The organism is Acidobacteriota bacterium (genome assembly GCA_030697165.1).
Taxonomy (GTDB): Bacteria; Acidobacteriota; Vicinamibacteria; order Vicinamibacterales; family UBA2999; genus 12-FULL-67-14b.
Map to the genome: position 1 here is coordinate 228,068 of JAUYQQ010000008.1, position 16,381 is coordinate 244,448.

11 protein-coding genes are annotated in these 16,381 nt (G+C 66.2%); 3 read left to right on the forward strand and 8 right to left on the reverse strand.

Annotated elements, in window-relative coordinates; translation table 11 throughout:
* Positions 1 to 132: 132 nt before the first annotated feature.
* Both Q8T13_07320 and Q8T13_07325 read right to left on the reverse strand, forming a co-directional pair.
* Positions 133 to 960, reverse strand: coding sequence for an SUMF1/EgtB/PvdO family nonheme iron enzyme (locus Q8T13_07320; GenBank protein ID MDP3717556.1), 828 nt, complete (start codon positions 958 to 960; stop codon positions 133 to 135).
* Positions 957 to 2,570 (reverse strand): hypothetical protein, encoded by a 1,614-nt coding sequence (locus tag Q8T13_07325; GenBank protein ID MDP3717557.1) that lies wholly within the window; start codon positions 2,568 to 2,570, stop codon positions 957 to 959. The genes Q8T13_07320 and Q8T13_07325 overlap by 4 nt, the downstream gene beginning before the upstream one ends.
* A gap of 169 nt (positions 2,571 to 2,739) precedes the next feature.
* Here Q8T13_07325 and Q8T13_07330 point away from each other — a divergent pair, with 169 nt between their 5' ends.
* On the forward strand, positions 2,740 to 4,821 hold the full coding sequence (locus Q8T13_07330; protein MDP3717558.1) for a PQQ-binding-like beta-propeller repeat protein: 2,082 nt from the start codon (positions 2,740 to 2,742) through the stop codon (positions 4,819 to 4,821).
* Positions 4,822 to 4,885: 64 nt separating this feature from the next.
* On the opposite strand, the gene Q8T13_07335 is transcribed toward Q8T13_07330, so the two are convergent.
* From Q8T13_07335 to Q8T13_07345, 3 genes are all read right to left on the reverse strand, one after another.
* Positions 4,886 to 6,322 carry a glutamate synthase subunit beta gene (locus Q8T13_07335; GenBank protein MDP3717559.1) on the reverse strand — a complete coding sequence of 479 codons (1,437 nt, stop codon included), beginning with the start codon at positions 6,320 to 6,322 and terminating at the stop codon, positions 4,886 to 4,888.
* Between the two features lie 120 nt (positions 6,323 to 6,442).
* Entirely contained in the window at positions 6,443 to 10,984 is a 4,542-nt protein-coding gene (gene gltB, locus Q8T13_07340) for a glutamate synthase large subunit (GenBank protein ID MDP3717560.1), read from the reverse strand.
* A gap of 87 nt (positions 10,985 to 11,071) precedes the next feature.
* Positions 11,072 to 11,206 carry a hypothetical protein gene (locus tag Q8T13_07345; GenBank protein MDP3717561.1) on the reverse strand — a complete coding sequence of 45 codons (135 nt, stop codon included), beginning with the start codon at positions 11,204 to 11,206 and terminating at the stop codon, positions 11,072 to 11,074.
* 55 nt (positions 11,207 to 11,261) lie between these two features.
* Between Q8T13_07345 and Q8T13_07350 the strand changes: the two genes are divergently transcribed.
* On the forward strand, positions 11,262 to 12,449 hold the full coding sequence (locus Q8T13_07350; GenBank protein MDP3717562.1) for an acyl-CoA dehydrogenase: 1,188 nt from the start codon (positions 11,262 to 11,264) through the stop codon (positions 12,447 to 12,449).
* Between the two features lie 62 nt (positions 12,450 to 12,511).
* Here the strand turns inward: Q8T13_07350 and Q8T13_07355 are convergent, their stop codons facing one another.
* Positions 12,512 to 13,339 carry an alpha/beta hydrolase gene (locus tag Q8T13_07355; protein ID MDP3717563.1) on the reverse strand — a complete coding sequence of 276 codons (828 nt, stop codon included), beginning with the start codon at positions 13,337 to 13,339 and terminating at the stop codon, positions 12,512 to 12,514.
* 65 nt (positions 13,340 to 13,404) lie between these two features.
* On the opposite strand from Q8T13_07355, the gene Q8T13_07360 reads away from it, so the two are divergent.
* Positions 13,405 to 14,385: an LLM class flavin-dependent oxidoreductase gene (locus Q8T13_07360; protein ID MDP3717564.1), complete on the forward strand. Its 981-nt coding sequence runs from the start codon at positions 13,405 to 13,407 to the stop codon at positions 14,383 to 14,385.
* 41 nt (positions 14,386 to 14,426) lie between these two features.
* Here Q8T13_07360 and kynU read toward each other — a convergent pair whose 3' ends face one another.
* Both kynU and kynB read right to left on the reverse strand, forming a co-directional pair.
* A complete protein-coding gene (gene kynU, locus Q8T13_07365; protein ID MDP3717565.1) occupies positions 14,427 to 15,707 on the reverse strand; it encodes a kynureninase in 1,281 nt (426 codons plus the stop codon).
* The gene (gene kynB, locus Q8T13_07370; GenBank protein ID MDP3717566.1) at positions 15,704 to 16,357 is read right to left on the reverse strand and encodes an arylformamidase; all 654 of its coding nucleotides are present in this window, start codon (positions 16,355 to 16,357) and stop codon (positions 15,704 to 15,706) included. Before kynB ends, kynU begins: the two co-directional genes overlap by 4 nt.
* Between the last annotated feature and the right edge of the window lie 24 nt (positions 16,358 to 16,381).

A 16,381-nucleotide genomic window follows, 5' to 3' on the forward strand; every position in this document is an offset into this window, starting at 1 on the left:
GTGAAGTAACAGTAAAGTTAATTGTGTGTTACATCAAGTAAACTTCGCCGCCCCGAATGGTCGAGTTTGCCGTGTGACGAAGTTGTAACGGGAAGCAGGCAACCCCAGAGAAGGGGTTGCCTCCACCGAGCCCTAGCGGACCAGGGCGACGCGAAAGCCGATAAAGGCGCGTCGAGCGCCGGGATCGGCGGCGCCGCGGGTGGTCGTGCGAACCTGGCGTGCCGCGTCTGCGAAGTGGCCGCCGCGCATCACCCACAACGCATCCGCGTCGAGGTTCGCGCGATCGTCGGACGGATCGTACGGATACGGCTGATAGGGACTGCTCGTCCACTCCCACACGTTGCCGCTCATGTCGGCCAGGCCGTACGGGCACTCTGGACACGCGAACTGCCCCACTGGCGTGACGCCCGTGCCCTCGAAGTTGCCGCGATCCTTTCGCGGCTGCTCACCCCACGGATACGCACGACGATCGCCGCCGCGCGCCGCCTTTTCCCACTGCGCCTCGGTCGGCAGGCGCACGCGCCAGCCGGCGCGAACCAGGTCGCCCGCCGGACCCGGCGCCTTCGCCAGCACGCCCTCGAGCCACCGGCAGTACGCGATCGCGTTGGGCCAGCTGACAAACGTCACCGGATGCGTGGGGTGGCCGGCCAGGGTGGTGGCATCGACCGGCGCCTTGGTCGCGTTCACGAACGCGGCGTACTGCGCCACGGTGGTCTCGTGCCGCGCGAGATAGAACGCGGGCACATCAACGATGCCTTCACCCTGCGACGGCGACCACTTCTCGTTGTCGAACGCACGCGGGTCGACCGCGGGATCCGCGCCCATCGTGAACGGTCCCGCGGGGATCTCGACAAATTCGGGAACACCCGTTGTCGACAGCGATTGCCCGTCCGTGGGCGTGGAGGCGATCACCGCCACGACGAAGGCGGCCAGGCAGAAGGAACCGAACCTCAACTTCATCGCGTCGCCGTCTGCGTGCCGCACGCGAAGTCCCACCCGTGCTTGCACGCGCGCGTGTAGAGATCGGGCTCGGGCATCTCCATCAGGTTCGGTCCGCCCTCGCGCAACAGCAACCGCAGATCAAACGCCCGTGGGTTGGCTTGCGCCGGTGAAGATGAGTCGAGCAGGTTGACGCAGCCGGCCTGGAAGCGTCCCTCGCACGCGCGCGAGAAGTACGCAAACGCGCGTTCGGGGTCGGCAGGCACCAACCGGCCTTCGGTGTAGTGCCGGCCCAGTTCGTTGCAGGCCCACCCGGCGTTGTCGCCGCAGTACGACGCTTCGATTCGCAACAGCCGCTCGCAGGCCTGCGGCTTGCCGGCCGCGCACGCCTGCTGCCAGAACGGCAGCGAATCGCCCTTGTGCATCCCGTCTGCCCCGCCGGTCATGGTCATCACGCCGAAGACGAGGACCCACACGCCCATGTGGGCCAGGTTGGCGCGGCCAAGCGGCGGGTCGAGGCCAAGCACGTGGATCCACGGCCGTTCGCCCAGGTTACGCACCGCGCGATCGATTGCCGGCACGGCCAGGTTCAGCAGCGGCACGCACAGCAACTTGTCGTAGAACGTCGGCATGCCCATGGCGCCGAGCAGCGCATACAGGCCGAAGACGCCCAGCCCGTACAACACGCCGAAGATCGCGCGCCCGAGTGGCGTTCGTGGCGACGTGGAGGGATCGGTCACGAGCAGGTGCAGTCCGAGGAACACCGCCGACGGGATGTCTGAATCCACGAAGTACGGCACGCCCGTGATGGCGGTGTAGATCAGGCTGCCGCCAAACAGCGTGAGCGCCGCCATGGCGGTGACCGGCGTGATCGAGAAGAAGTACATGACCACGAGCCCCACACCGAACAGCACCTTGTAGATGTTCGGGCCGAGGCTGAACGTGGTGGCAATTTCCTGGCCCCACGTCAGGTGCGTGGTGCCGGTGGCGAGCAGCACCACCGAGAAGATGGCCAGCGAGAACGCCGACGGATTGAAGATGTGGACCTTCTTTCCATCGCGCTCCCACCGCACGAACGCCTTGCCGGCGAAGCCGACCGCGACCAGGAGGAACTGGAACGCAAACCAGTCGTCCACGAACCACAGGAACAGGTTGGTGCTGAAGATGATCGGGAACGGCCCGAAGCCCAGGCCATAGCGTTCGCGGCGCGACCACGCCAGCAACATGTCGAACGCGTAGGCGAACAGGAGCTGGCCGGCCAGCAGCGGGGCAAAGTCGTAGACCGGGCGCCAGTAGTAGCCCCAATAGGCGTAAACGGTCAGATGGCAGCAGGCCTGGATGTAGTGCTGCTGGCGGGGAGGAGCGAGGTAAATGCCGGGCGAGCCCCCCTCGCGATCCCGTAGGAAGATGACGCCGAGCCACGCCAGCAAGATCGCGCCAGAGCCCCAAAACGACCACAACAGAGCCTGGCTTGCTTGGATCCGGGGCAGAAGCGTCAGGGCCAGCAGCCCGGCGGTGAATACCAGCGGCAGCAGCAGGACGCCGGTCGAGCGTGCTCCCGGGGCATCGAACGATTGTTCAGGACGGGGGGGTGTTCCCTCGCGCCGGTCCCGGCGCTTCGCGGACGACATGGTTGTTCTGGGTGACCGAAAGGTGAGCTTTAAGCTTGTACACCACGCTCCCCCCCTGCGCAAATGGTTGACAGAAACCGTCTGGACAGGCACTCTTGGCCGGCTGTACTTATAGTTCGGCGCGACCACCTCTTCGGGGCAGGCGCGCGAGCACATAGCAGAGGTGCCGATGACAAGGGGAATATCGGGTAAGTGGACCCGCCACGCATTTGTGGGCGGGTTGGTGGTCGCGGTCGCGGTGGTCCTTTCGGGGCTGGCCGGTGTCGCGCAGAACAAGGCCGACTGGACGACGATCACGGGAGGTAATGACTCCACGAGATACTCGCCGCTCGATCAGATCAACGCGTCGAACTTCAACTCGCTGGCCGTGGCCTGGGAGTGGGGCGCCGCGTCGGCCCCGGGCGTCGACATTGGCGATGTCAATGGCCGCTCGCTGCCGATTTATGTCGACGGCATGCTGCTGACCACGTCGGGCCCGCGCCGCACGGTGGTGTCGCTGGATCCGGCGACCGGCAAGACGCTGTGGACGTTCCAGGAACCCGAGACGCCGCGTCACGCGTACTCGATGCGTTCGAACCACGGCAAGGGCGTGGCCTACGGCCGCATCGACGGCCGCGGCGTGGTGTTTGTCACCACCCCGGGCTTCTTCCTGCACGCGCTCGACGCCAAGACCGGCCAGCCGCTCGAGAAGTGGGGCGGGGCGGTTCCGGTGCGCGGCTTCCCCACCACCGGCTCGGTCGACATGCTCAAGGACCTGATTGCCGACTGGGATCCGTGGCTGAACGCGAAGCTGCCGTATGACCCGGCGCAGGGCCTGCCCTTGACGCTCGGCTACATCACCACCTCCTCGCCGCCCATCGTCGTCAACGACACGCTGGTCGTCGGCAACTCGGCCGAGCAGGGTTACAACCAGACGCGCGTCGAGAACGTGCCCGGCGACATCCTTGGCTACGACGTCAAGACTGGCAAGTACCTCTGGAAGTTCCACGTCATTCCGCGGCCGGGCGAATTCGGTCACGAGACGTGGGAGAACGATGCGTGGAAGTGGACCGGCGACATCTCGTCGTGGGCGCCGATGTCGGCCGACCCGGCGCGCGGCCTGGTCTACATCCCGACCAACGGCGCGACCATCGATTACTTCGGCGGCTTCCGTCCCGGCGACAACCTGTTTGGCACGAGCGTGATTGCCCTCGACGTGAAGACCGGCAAGCGCGTGTGGCACCACCAGCTGGTACGCCACGACATCTGGAACTACGACACGCCGACCGCGCCCGTGCTGATGGACGTGACGGTTGACGGCAAGCGGATCCCGGGCCTGTTCCAGGTGACAAAGCAGTCGTGGGTCTACTCGTATGACCGCACCAACGGCCGGCCGATCTGGCCGTTCGTCGACAAACCAGCGCCGCAGTCGCTGGTGCCGACCGAGAAGCTGGCGGCGACGCAGCCGCACGTGACCAAGCCCCTGCCGTTCGACAAGCAGGGCCGGACCGAAGACGACGTGATCGACTACACGCCCGAGATCAAGCGCCTGGCGCTCGCGCGCGCCAAGGAACGTGATCTGCTGGCGCCGCTGTTCGCCCCGCCGACGCACCGCGGCAACAAGGAGGGCAAGGGCCCCGCGAACATCTGCCCCGGCGGCGCGGGTGGTGCGAACATCACCGGCCCACCGGCGGCCGACCCGACGACGGGCTACCTGTTCATCACGACGTTCAACGGCTGCTCGCCGACGATCCTCGCTCCGGCCAAGGAGAAGGACAACGACAAGATGACCGGCACGACGCTGGCCATGTGGGCCACGGCGCGTGGCGAAGGCGCACCGCCGGCCAAGCCGGATCCCAACGATCCGCTGTTCGGCATTCCCGACATCTTCAAGGGACCGATCGGCCGCATCGTCGCGATCAACATGAACACCGGTGATCACGTGTGGATGATCCCGCACGGCGAGATGGCACAGGCCCAGCAGGATCAGTTCAAGAACAATCCGCTGATGAAGGGCCTGACGTTCGACACCAACTGGGGCCGCCGCGGCCACGCCGCGATGGCGGCGACCTCGACGCTTCTGTTCGCGACCGGCCAGACCGCCGACAACCGCCCGCACCTGTTTGCCATCGACAAGGCAACCGGCAAGCGCGTGGGCCAGGTGGCGACCCGCGCCATGGGCCAGTACGGCCTGATGACCTACATGCATGGCGGCAAGCAGTATCTCGTGATGCCGCGCAACGGTGGCTACACGACGCTCGCACTGCCGTAACGCAGTCAGAGACTAACGACAAGGGCCGGCCACAGCAATGTGTCCGGCCTTTTTCTTGTACGGACTAGTTGGTGGTTGCGAGGAACTGATCGATCGCGGCGGCGGCGCGCCGGCCATCATCGATCGCCCAGACGATCAGCGACTGGCCGCGTTGCATGTCGCCGGCAGCGAAGACGCCGGGGACGTTCGTCATCCACTGCTCGTCGCGCGCGACGGTGCCGCGGTCGTTCATGCGGACGTCGAGGTCGGTGAGCAGGCGGCTCTTCTCCGGTCCGACAAAGCCCATCGCCAGCAGCACCAGGTCGGCCCTCATCTCGAACGTGCTATCGGGCAGCGGTTCGAACGACGCGCGGCCGTTGGTCACGACGCGGCTCACCTTGTGGCCATGCAGCGTGCGGACGCGACCGTCGCTGTCGCCCGTCAGCTCGGTGGTCGCGACGGCGTAGACGCGCTCGCCGCCCTCTTCGTGGGCGGATGAGGTGCGGAAAATCTTGGGCCACAGCGGCCACGGGTTGTCGTCGGCGCGCGCGGGTGGCGGCGTCGGCATCAGTTCGAGCTGGGTTACTGACAGGGCGCCCTGGCGGTGCACGGTGCCGAGGCAGTCGGCGCCGGTGTCGCCGCCGCCGATGATCACGACATGCTTGCCGGCAGCGGTGATCTCGGGCGCACTAAAGTGCGCCCCTACATCGTCTCCTTGGCACTTGCGGTTCTGCTGCGTCAGGAACTCCATGGCGAAATGCACGCCTGTGAGTTCCCGCCCTGGGACCGTGAGGTCGCGGGGACTACCGGCGCCGCCGGCCAGCAGAATCGCGTCGAAGTCGCGCTGCAGGTCCTGCGCCGTGACGTCATCGCCGACGTTCATGCCGGTGCGAAACACAACCCCCTCGGCCCGCATCAGCTCGAGGCGGCGGTCGAGCACCCGCTTTTCCATCTTGAACTCGGGGATGCCGTAGCGCAGCAACCCGCCCACGCGGTCGGACTTCTCGAACACGGTCACGCTGTGGCCGGCGCGATTGAGCTGCGCGGCGGCCGCCAGGCCGGCGGGACCGGAGCCAATTACGGCCACCTTCTTCCAGGTGCGGGTGACCGGCGGTTCGGGGACGATCCATCCTTCGTCGAAGGCGCGATCGACAATCGACAACTCGATCGACTTGATCGTGACCGGATCCTTGTTGATGCCGAGCACGCACGACCCCTCGCACGGCGCCGGGCACAGCAGGCCGGTGAACTCGGGGAAGTTGTTGGTCTGGTGCAGCCGCTCGATGGCCGCCCGCCAGTTGTTCTTGTAGACGAGGTCGTTCCAGTCGGGGATGAGGTTGCCAAGCGGACAGCCCTGGTGACAGAACGGGATGCCGCAGTCCATGCAACGCGCCGCCTGGCGCGTCAGGTCCTCGACGGGATAGGCCGTGTAGACGTGGCGGTAGTCGCCAATGCGTTCCGCCACCGGCCGCGACGGCGGCTTGCTGCGCGAGAACTCGATGAATCCGGTTGGCTTACCCATGAATGCGGCCCACAGAATCACGGAACCACGGGATCACTGAAAACCCGATTTCAGAACACACCCTTTGACCTTCCCAAGATTGCTTCAGTGCTTCCGTGTTTCCGTGCTTCAGTGAAAGCATTACGCCACCAGGTCGCTGAACGCCGGCTCACGGGACTCGGCCCGTGCTTTCGCCTCTGCCTCTTTTACCCGTTTGAAGTCGCGCGGCATCACGACCACGAACTGCTTGTGCATGGTCGCCCACGATTGCAGCACCCGTTCGCCGACGGCACTGCCGGTCAACTCGACGTGCCGGCCGATCAGGCTGCGCACCAGTTCGATCTCGGCACCATCCTCGAGTTGCTCGAGCGCCACCATGTCGATGTTGCAGTGCAGGGCGAACGAGCCGTCGGTGTCGAGCACGTAGGCAATGCCGCCGCTCATGCCGGCCGCGAAGTTGCGGCCGGTCTGGCCCAGCACGACCACGCGGCCGCCGGTCATGTACTCGCAGGCGTGGTCGCCAACGCCTTCGACCACGGCTTGGGCGCCACTGTTGCGCACGGCGAATCGCTCGCCGGCCACCCCGCGGATAAAGGCCTCGCCGCTGGTCGCGCCATAGAGCGCGACGTTGCCGATGATCACGTTCTCTTCCGCGGCGAAGGCGGCGTTCCTGGGTGGACGAACAATCAAGCGGCCGCCCGACAGGCCCTTGCCGACAAAGTCGTTGGCCTCGCCGGCCAGCGACAGCGTGATGCCGCGCGGAATGAACGCGCCGAAGCTCTGGCCCGCCGAGCCGGTGAAGTCGACCCAGATAGTGTCGTCGGGCAGGCCGGCGCCTCGGTAGCGCCTGGTCACTTCGTATCCGAGCATGGTGCCGACGGTCCGGTCGGTGTTGCGAATGGCGAACGACAGCTCAACCGGCGCGCGGTGCTCCAGGGCCGGCGCCGCCTGCTCAATCATCCGGCGATCCAGCACCTGGTCGAGGCCCGCGTCCTGTTTACAGGTGGCCCGGCGGGCCGCATCCACGGGCATCTCGGGGACGTGCAGCAGTTGCGACAGGTCCACGCCGTGGGCTTTCCAATGGTTGGCCGCCGGTTCGAAGTTGAGGCATTCGGCGCGGCCGATCATCTCGTCGAGGGTGCGGAAGCCGAGTTCGGCCATCAGCTCGCGCACTTCCTGCGCGATGAAGTGGAAGAAGTTCTCGACGAACTCCGGCTTGCCGCCGAAGGTCTTGCGCAACTCGGGGTCCTGCGTGGCAATGCCCACCGGGCAGGTGTTGAGGTGGCACACGCGCATCATCACGCAGCCCATGACCACCAGCGGCGCCGTGGCGAAGCCGAACTCCTCGGCGCCCAGGAGTGCCGCCACCACCACGTCGCGCCCGGTCTTCATCTGGCCGTCAACCTGCACGACAATGCGGTCGCGCAGACGGTTCATCAGCAGCACCTGCTGCGTCTCGGCCAGGCCCAGTTCCCACGGCACGCCGGCGTGCTTCAGGCTGGTAAGCGGCGAGGCGCCGGTGCCGCCGTCATGACCCGAGATCAACACCACGTCGGCATGCGCCTTCGACACGCCGGCAGCGACGGTGCCGACGCCGGATTCGGCGACCAGCTTCACGTGCACGCGCGCCACCGGGTTGGCGTTCTTCAAGTCGAAGATCAGTTGCGCGAGGTCTTCGATCGAGTAGATGTCGTGATGCGGCGGCGGCGAAATCAGTCCGACCCCTGGGGTCGAGTGACGGACCTTCGCAATCCACGGATAGACCTTGTGGCCCGGCAGCTGGCCACCTTCGCCGGGCTTGGCGCCCTGCGCCATCTTGATCTGGATGTCGTCGGCGCTGACCAGGTACTCGCTGGTCACGCCAAACCGGCCCGAGGCCACCTGCTTGATCGCACTTCGGCGCGAATCGCCGTTCGCATCGGGCACGTAGCGCGCCGGATCCTCGCCGCCCTCGCCGGTGTTCGACTTGGCGCCCATCCGGTTCATGGCAATGGCCAGCGTCTCGTGCGCCTCGCTGCTGATCGATCCGTACGACATGGCGCCGGTCGAAAAGCGCGGCAGGATCTGCTCCACCGGCTCCACCTCGTCGAGTGGCACGGGCGGGCCGAACGGCGTCATGCCGAACAGTCCGCGCAGGGTGGCGCGTTGACGGCTCTGGTCGTTGACCAGGCGCGTGTAGTCCTTGAAAATGGCGTATTGGCCGGTGCGGGTGGCGTGCTGGAGCTTGAAGACGGTGTCGGGATTAAAGAGATGCACCTCGCCATCCCTGCGCCACTGGTACTCGCCGCCGTTCACCAACGCCGACGAGACGGCACCACCATACGCGCGGGCATGGCGCTGCCGGACCTCTTCCGAGATCTCCTTCACGCCGACGCCACCAATGCGCGAGGCGGTGGAGGTGAAGTACTTCTCGACGAACTGCCGGTCGAGGCCGACCGCCTCGAAGATCTGGGCGCCGCAGTAGCTTTGCAGCGTCGAGATCCCCATTTTCGACATCACCTTCAGCACGCCCTTGTTGAGCGCCTTGATGTACTTGGTCACCGCCTGGTGGTGGGTCAGGTTTGGCAGCGCCCCTTGCCGAATCAGGTCGTCCAGCGTCTCGAACGCCAGGTAGGGGTTGACGGAACCGGCGCCGTAGCCGATCAGCAGGGCCACGTGATGCACTTCGCGCGCGTCGCCGGTTTCCACCAGCAGGCCGCACTTGGTGCGCGTGCCCTCGCGCACGAGGTGGTGATGCACACCGGCCGTGGCCAGCAGGCTGGGAATGGGCGCGTGCTTCGCGTCAACACCGCGGTCCGACAAGATCAGGATGCCGTAGCCGGCGGCGACCGCGGCGCTCGCCTTGCGGCACAACTCCGCCATCGCCCGCTCGAGCCCCGGGCCGTCGTCATCCGGGTTGTACAGCAGCGGCAGCGTCGTCGAGCGAAACGGCGAGCCCGGCGGCAGGTGCCGAAGCTTGGCTACCTGGTCGTTGTGCAGCACCGGGAACTCGACCTTGATCTGGCGGCAGTTGGCCGGCGTCGGGTCGAGCAGGTTGCCCTCGGGCCCGATGGTTGACCCCATCGACGTGACCAGCTCTTCGCGAATCGCGTCGAGCGGCGGGTTGGTGACCTGTGCGAAGAGCTGCGTGAAGTAGTCGTAGAGCAGGCGCGGCTGGTCCGACAGCACCGCGATCGCCGTGTCGGTGCCCATCGACCCAATCGCCTCTTCGCCGTTCTGCGCCATCGGCGTCATCAGCACGCGCAAGTCTTCCTGCGTGTAGCCGAACGCCTGCTGCCGGCGGACCACCGTCTGGTGGTCGGGCCGCTCGGCGGCGGCGGTGGGCAGGTTCTCGATGTCCACCTGGTTCTGCCGCAGCCAGTCGCCGTAGGGCTGCTCACTCGCCAATGTCTGCTTGATCTCCTCGTCGCTGATGATGCGGCCCTGGGCGGTGTCGATCAGCAGCATCTTGCCGGGCCGCAGGCGGTCTTTTCGGACGATGTTGTCGGCGGGGATGTCGAGGACGCCGACTTCCGAGGCCATGATGACGAGGTCGTCCTTGGTGATGCAGTAGCGCGATGGCCGCAGGCCGTTGCGGTCGAGCACCGCGCCGATCAGCGTGCCGTCGGTGAACGTGATCGAGGCGGGTCCGTCCCACGGCTCCATCAGCGACGCGTGGTACTCGTAGAACGCGCGCACCGCGGGATCCATGGCGGGGTTGCCGGTCCACGGCTCAGGGATCATCATCAGCACCGCGTGCGGCAGCGTCCGCCCTGACATCACCAGGAACTCGAGCACGTTGTCGAAGGTCGCCGTGTCGCTGCCCCCGGGCACGATCACCGGCAGCACCTTCTGCAGGTCGTCGCCGAACACCGCCGACTGCAGCAGGCCCTCGCGCGCCTTCATCCAGTTGGCGTTGCCGCGCAGCGTGTTGATCTCGCCGTTGTGCGCGACGTAGCGGTAGGGATGCGCCAGCGGCCACGACGGGAAGGTGTTGGTCGAGAAGCGCTGGTGCACGAGCGCGAGCGCGGAGTCGAAGGCCGGATCCGACAGGTCGGGGAACATTCCCTCGATCTGCGTCGCCGTGAGCATGCCCTTGTAGATCAGCGTGCCGGCCGACAGGCTGGCGATGTAGAAGTCGCGGCGGTGCTGCGGCGCCAGGTTCAACGTCGCCAGTTCGTGCTCGATCCGCTTGCGCGCGAGGTAGAGCTGCCGCTCGAAGGCCGGGCCGGTCGTGCGCGGCCCGGTGTCGGCCGAGCACATGAACAACTGCTCGAACACCGGCGCGACGGCCGCCGCGCTCGTGCCGATCTTGGCCAGGTTGGTCGGCACCGGGCGCCAGCCCAGCACGGCCAGCCCTTCCTCGACGGCAATGCGATGCACGAGGGCCCGCAATTGCGCCTGCACCTTGTGGTCGTGCGGCAGGAACACCAGGCCGGCGCCGTATGCACCCGCCGACGGCAGCAGGAACTGCACGGTTTTGCGCAGAAACCGGTCGGGCATCTGCACGAGGATGCCGGCGCCATCTCCGGTGTCGGGGTCCGAGCCGCAGGCGCCGCGATGTTCGAGGTTGATGAGGAGGTCGAGCGCTTGGCGGACTATCGCGTGCGAACGGACGCCCTTGATGTGCGCGACGAAGCCAACGCCACAGGCATCGTGCTCGTCGCTCGATCGATATAGAGACCGCTGCTGGTGTGCACCCATTTCCCTGGTCGGTATTAGAGAGGAAGGCCAAGCATAACCAAAGCGCAATCTATTTATCTTTAGCATGCGATATGGGCATGGACCCCGTTACTCGATGGCCGGCACTGGCGTGACCGCGTCCTGGTCTTCACCGTGATCGGTGACGTCCACGCCGACGCCCTCGTCGCGCACTCGAGGTCGGCGTTGTTCATGACGATAGTGAATAGGTAGAGGCCGTCTCATATCCAATATAAGAAAGTAGTGGTTTCCAACTTGAGGAAAGGGGACGATATTGCTGATGGCTACCACCAAGACCCGTTTCGACTGGAGCGACCCGTTCCTCCTCGATCAGCAGCTGACCAGCGAAGAGCGCATGGTGCGCGACAGCGCCCACGCCTATTGCCAGGACAAGCTGGCGCCGCGCGTGCTCGAGATGTTCCGCAAGGAACAGAACGACCCGTCGATCTTCCGCGAGCTGGGCGCCCTCGACATGCTCGGCATTGTCATCCCGGAGGCCTACGGCGGCGCTGGGCTTGGCTATGTCGCCTACGGGCTGGTGGCGCGCGAGATCGAACGCGTGGACTCCGGCTTCCGCTCGATGATGAGCGTGCAGGGCTCGCTCGTGATGGTGCCCATCAACGAATTCGGCACCGAGGCTCAAAAGAAGAAGTTTCTGCCCAAGCTTGCCACCGGCGAGTGGATTGGCTGCTTCGGGCTGACCGAGCCGAACGCGGGGTCCGATCCCGGCAGCCTGACGACCCGCGCCGAGAAGGTGGATGGTGGCTACCAGCTCACCGGCACCAAGTCGTGGATCAGCAACAGCCCGATCGCCGACGTCTTCATCATCTGGGCAAAAGACGATGCGGGCGAGATTCGGGGATTCGTGTTGGAGAAGGGCATGAAGGGCCTGACGGCCCCGCCGATCCACGGCAAGGTCGGCCTGCGCACGAGCATCACCGGTGAAGTGGTGATGGACAACGTGTTCTGCCCCGAAGAGAACGCGTTCCCCGACATCAAGGGCCTGAAGGGGCCGTTCACCTGCCTCAACAGCGCCCGCTACGGCATTTCGTGGGGCGCGCTCGGCGCTGCCGAAGACTGCTGGCTGCGGTCACGTGAGTACGTGCTCGAGCGCAAGCAGTTCGGCCGGCCGCTCGCGGCCAACCAGTTGATCCAGAAAAAGCTCGCCGACATGCAGACCGAGATCGCGCTCGGCCTGCAGGGTTGCCTGCGCCTGGGCCGCATGAAGGACGAAGGCACGGCGGCGGTGGAGCTCACGTCGCTGCTGAAGCGCAACTCGGCCGGCAAGGCGCTGGAGATTGCCCGCATGGCGCGCGACATGATGGGCGGCAACGGCATCACCGACGAGTTCGCGGTGATCCGCCACCTGGTGAACCTCGAGGTCGTGAATACGTACGAAGGCACGCACGATATTCACGCGCTGATCCTGGGGCGCGCACAAACCGGTATTGCCGCGTTCGCGAACTAGATAGTCCGGCTAAAGCCGGACGCCACATCAGGCCGGACGCCACATCGATGTAGAGTCCGGCTTTAGCCGGACTGCTTGACGAATTTCAGCACGTCAGCAATCAGCCGATCCTTGTGCGAGGCCAGCAGCCCGTGGGGCGCGCCCTCGTATTCGATCAGCGTGCAGCCCGGAATGCCTGCTGCCGCCGCGCGGGCCGACGCATCGATCGGCACCGTCTTGTCCTCGGTGCCGTGGATGATCAACGTGGGCACGGTGAAGGCCGCGAGATCGGGACGCAGATCCGTGGTGCCAAAGGCCTTCGCGCACTCGAGCGTCGCCTTGAGGCTCGCGTACATCGAGACATCGCGCGACCACTCCAGGACCTCGTCGCTCACAGACTGCGACGCCGTGCTCACGCCGTAGAAGCCCTTGAAGAAACTCGACCAGAACTTCGCCCGGTCTTCCTTGATAGCCGCGCCGATCTTGTCGAACATGGCCTGCGGGGTACCATTCGGATTGTCTGTCGTCTTCAACATGTAGGGAACGATTGACGCAATCAGGATGGCCTGCTGCACCTTCGACGTGCCATGGCGGGACAGGTACCGCGCCACCTCGCCCCCGCCCATCGAGAAGCCCAGCAACGTGGCATCGCTCACCTTTGTGTGCTCCAGCACGGCCGCAAGATCGTCGGCCAGCGTGTCGTAGTCGTAGCCCTCCCACGGCTGGTGCGATCGGCCGAAGCCGCGACGGTCGTAAGAAATGGCTCGAAAACCGTTATCTGCCAGTGCCATCGACAGATCGTCGAAGGTCGCCGACGATAGCGGCCACCCGTGCATCATCACCACCGGTCGGCCGGTGCCCCAGTCCTTGTAGTACAGCTTCGTTCCATCGGATGTCTTGATGTAGCTCATGCGGAGGCCCCTCTTTTCGTCGACGTGACGGATTCCAGCGTGCACGATGAGTGCCATGATGTGGAATGGTTCCACTCTCGGTTCTCGACCTGTGTCCCATCATCGAGGGCGGTACCGCGGCCGACGCATTCCGTAACACGGTCGACCTGGCGCAGCACGCGGAGCGCTGGGGCTATCGGCGGTTCTGGCTCGCCGAGCACCACAACATGCCCGGCATTGCCAGCGCGGCGACGGCGGTCTTGATTGGCCAGGTCGGCGCCGCCACGACGACCATTCGCATTGGTGCCGGCGGCATCATGCTGCCCAACCACGCGCCGCTGCAGGTGGCCGAACAGTTCGGCACGCTGGAGTCGCTCTTCCCCGGCCGCGTGGACCTGGGCCTCGGCCGCGCGCCGGGGACCGACCACGCCGCGGCCTATGCCCTGCGCCGCACGCTCAATGCCAATCCCGATCAGTTTCCACAGGACGTGATCGAGCTGATGGACTTCTTCCACGCGCCACAGCCCGGCCAGGCGGTGCGCGCAGTCCCGGGCGGCGGGCTGGCCGTGCCGATCTGGATCCTTGGGTCGAGCACGTTCGGCGCACAAGTGGCCGCGGCCCTGGGACTGCCCTTCGCGTTTGCCTCGCACTTTGCGCCGGCGCTGCTCGGCGAGGCCTCGGCGATCTATCGCGAGCGGTTCAAGCCCTCGCAACAACTGCCGCAGCCGTACCTGATGCTCGGCGTCAACGTCGTGGCCGCGGACACCGATGCCGAGGGCCGGTTCCTGGCCTCGTCTGGGAGGCAGTCATTCGCCGCCTTGCGCGCCGGGCGTCCTGTGACGCTGCCGCCGCCGTCGAAAGAGTGGGAGCGCGAACCGTCAGATACGGCGACTGTCGATCAGGGAACGCGCGTGTCGTTTGTCGGATCGCCCGAGACTGTCCAATCGCAGATGGCGGAGTTCGTCGAGCGCACCAGGGCCGACGAGCTGATCATCGTGTCGCACATCTACGATCACGCGGCGAGGCTTCGGTCGTACGAGATCGCAATAAACAACAGGAGGCCATGAGATCAAGAGTTTCTTTTGGTCTCTTGATCTCCTGTAAGCATTTAGGTCACGGCGGCGCGGACGTTGAATCGTGGCTCGCGCCATTCTCCCGACGTCATCACCTGTTCCAGATGGGCCATGGCATCCCACACATCGACAAATCTTGTGTAGAGAGGCGTGAAGCCGAAGCGCAGGATGTCGGGCGCGCGAAAGTCGCCGATCACGCCGCGCGCGATCAGCGCCTGCACTATCGGGTAGCCGCCGGTGGCGTGCGCGAAGCTGGCTTGACTGCCGCGGTCGGCCGGCGCGCGCGGCGTGACCAGCGTCAGTCCGTGACCCGCGCAGCGTGACTCGACGAGCGCGATGAACAGGTCGGTTAGCGCGATCGACTTCTCGCGAACTGCCGCCATGCCGCCGAATGGCTCCGCCGCCAACACCGTGTCAACCCCGCACTCGAGCGCCGCCAGCGACAACATGGGCGGCGTGCCGCACATGAATCGCGACATCCCCGGCCCGGGCCGATAGTCGGGCGTGAACGCGAACGGGGCCGCGTGACCCAGCCATCCCGATAGCGGCTGGCGCCACTGCTCGCGGTCCATCCACGCCACGTGACGGGGATGCGCCCACGCCAACGCCGGAGCACCGGGGCCGCCGTTCAGGTACTTGTAGCCGCATCCCACCGCGAAGTCAGCATCGGCGCCGGTGAGATCCACGGGCACGGCGCCCGCCGAATGGGCCAGGTCCCACACCACCAACGCACCGGCAGCGTGCGCGGCCTTCGTGACCTCGGCCATGCGGTGCATGCGGCCGGTGCGGTAGTTGACGTGCGTCAGCATCAGGATGGCGGTGCGACGATCGAGCAGCGCGGGGATGGTGTCCGCATCGGCGAGGACGAGCTCGAAGCCATGCGCGCGCGCGAGCGTGTCGGCAATGTAAAGGTCGGTCGGAAAGTTGGTCCGTTCCGACACGATTACCGTGCGCGGCGGCGCGCTCGCCTTCGCAATCGCGATGGCGGCGCTCAAGACCTTGTAGAGATTTACCGAGGTGGAGTCGGCGACGACGACCTCGCTGGGACCGGCGCCGACGAGCGTCGCGATCTTGGCGGCGATGCGCTGGCCCAGGTCGATCCAACCGGCGTGGTTCCAACTGCGGATCAGGCCGACGCCCCACTCGTCCTGCACCACCGCAGCGACGCGGGCGGCGGTGGCGGCGGGGAGGACGCCAAGCGAGTTGCCGTCGAGGTAGATGACGCCTTCGGCGTCGGCGCCGGCCAGGTCGAACTGCGCGCGCAGGGGCGCAAGGGGATCGGCCGCATCACGGGCGAGGCATTCGTCGCGGGTCATGGCAGCGACCGCAGGACGGCGCGCACCGGCGAGGCATCGGCAGTCGCGAGCTTCAGCGGCAGGGCGATCAGCTCGTAATCACCCTCGTCCACATCGTCGAGCACCAGGTTCTCGAGCACGCGCATGTCGTGCGCCAGCAGCTGTTGGTGGCTGTCGAGCGTCTTGCTGTCGGCCGGATCGACGGACTGCGAATCGATACCGACCAGCCGGACCCCGCGCTTGGCCAGCCAGGCGATGGTCTGCGGTGCGAAGGCGCTGAAGGTGGGTGACCACTCCGTCGGTGCGCGCCGGCAGGTCCGCACCAGGATCCGTGGAGGCAACCCTTCCTTGTCCGCCGAAGCGCGACGCGCGAAGGTGGAAGGATCGCCCAGATGCTCCGGCGTGATCAACGCGCCCTTGTCGATGGCGTGAATGACGCGGCAGGGCCCGAGAAACGGCGACAGGTCCACGCTGCCGATCGCGGCGGCATCGGCGCCGTAGTGCAGCGGCGCGTCGGCATGCGCTCCAAGGTGCGGCGAGAGGGTGATGGCGCTGACGTTGACCGGGCAGCCCGGTCCAATCTGCGCGTTCCACCGCTGCGCGTACGCCGTGTCGCCGGGGAAGCACGGCGTCGCAACCGAGATCGTCGGCGAAATATCCCAAAGTCGCATTGCTGTGAACACGATAACATCCCG

Excerpts from the sequence above, each read along its gene's own strand:
- gltB (MDP3717560.1), bottom strand. The coding sequence starts at position 10,984 with ATGGGTGCACACCAGCAGCGGTCTCTATATCGATCGAGCGACGAGCAC.
- Q8T13_07345 (MDP3717561.1), bottom strand. The coding sequence starts at position 11,206 with ATGAGACGGCCTCTACCTATTCACTATCGTCATGAACAACGCCGACCT.
- Q8T13_07320 (MDP3717556.1), bottom strand. The coding sequence starts at position 960 with ATGAAGTTGAGGTTCGGTTCCTTCTGCCTGGCCGCCTTCGTCGTGGCG.
- kynU (MDP3717565.1), bottom strand. The coding sequence starts at position 15,707 with ATGACCCGCGACGAATGCCTCGCCCGTGATGCGGCCGATCCCCTTGCG.
- Q8T13_07335 (MDP3717559.1), bottom strand. The coding sequence starts at position 6,322 with ATGGGTAAGCCAACCGGATTCATCGAGTTCTCGCGCAGCAAGCCGCCG.
- Q8T13_07350 (MDP3717562.1), top strand. The coding sequence starts at position 11,262 with ATGGCTACCACCAAGACCCGTTTCGACTGGAGCGACCCGTTCCTCCTC.
- kynB (MDP3717566.1), bottom strand. The coding sequence starts at position 16,357 with ATGCGACTTTGGGATATTTCGCCGACGATCTCGGTTGCGACGCCGTGC.
- Q8T13_07330 (MDP3717558.1), top strand. The coding sequence starts at position 2,740 with ATGACAAGGGGAATATCGGGTAAGTGGACCCGCCACGCATTTGTGGGC.
- Q8T13_07360 (MDP3717564.1), top strand. The coding sequence starts at position 13,405 with ATGGTTCCACTCTCGGTTCTCGACCTGTGTCCCATCATCGAGGGCGGT.
- Q8T13_07325 (MDP3717557.1), bottom strand. The coding sequence starts at position 2,570 with ATGTCGTCCGCGAAGCGCCGGGACCGGCGCGAGGGAACACCCCCCCGT.
- Q8T13_07355 (MDP3717563.1), bottom strand. The coding sequence starts at position 13,339 with ATGAGCTACATCAAGACATCCGATGGAACGAAGCTGTACTACAAGGAC.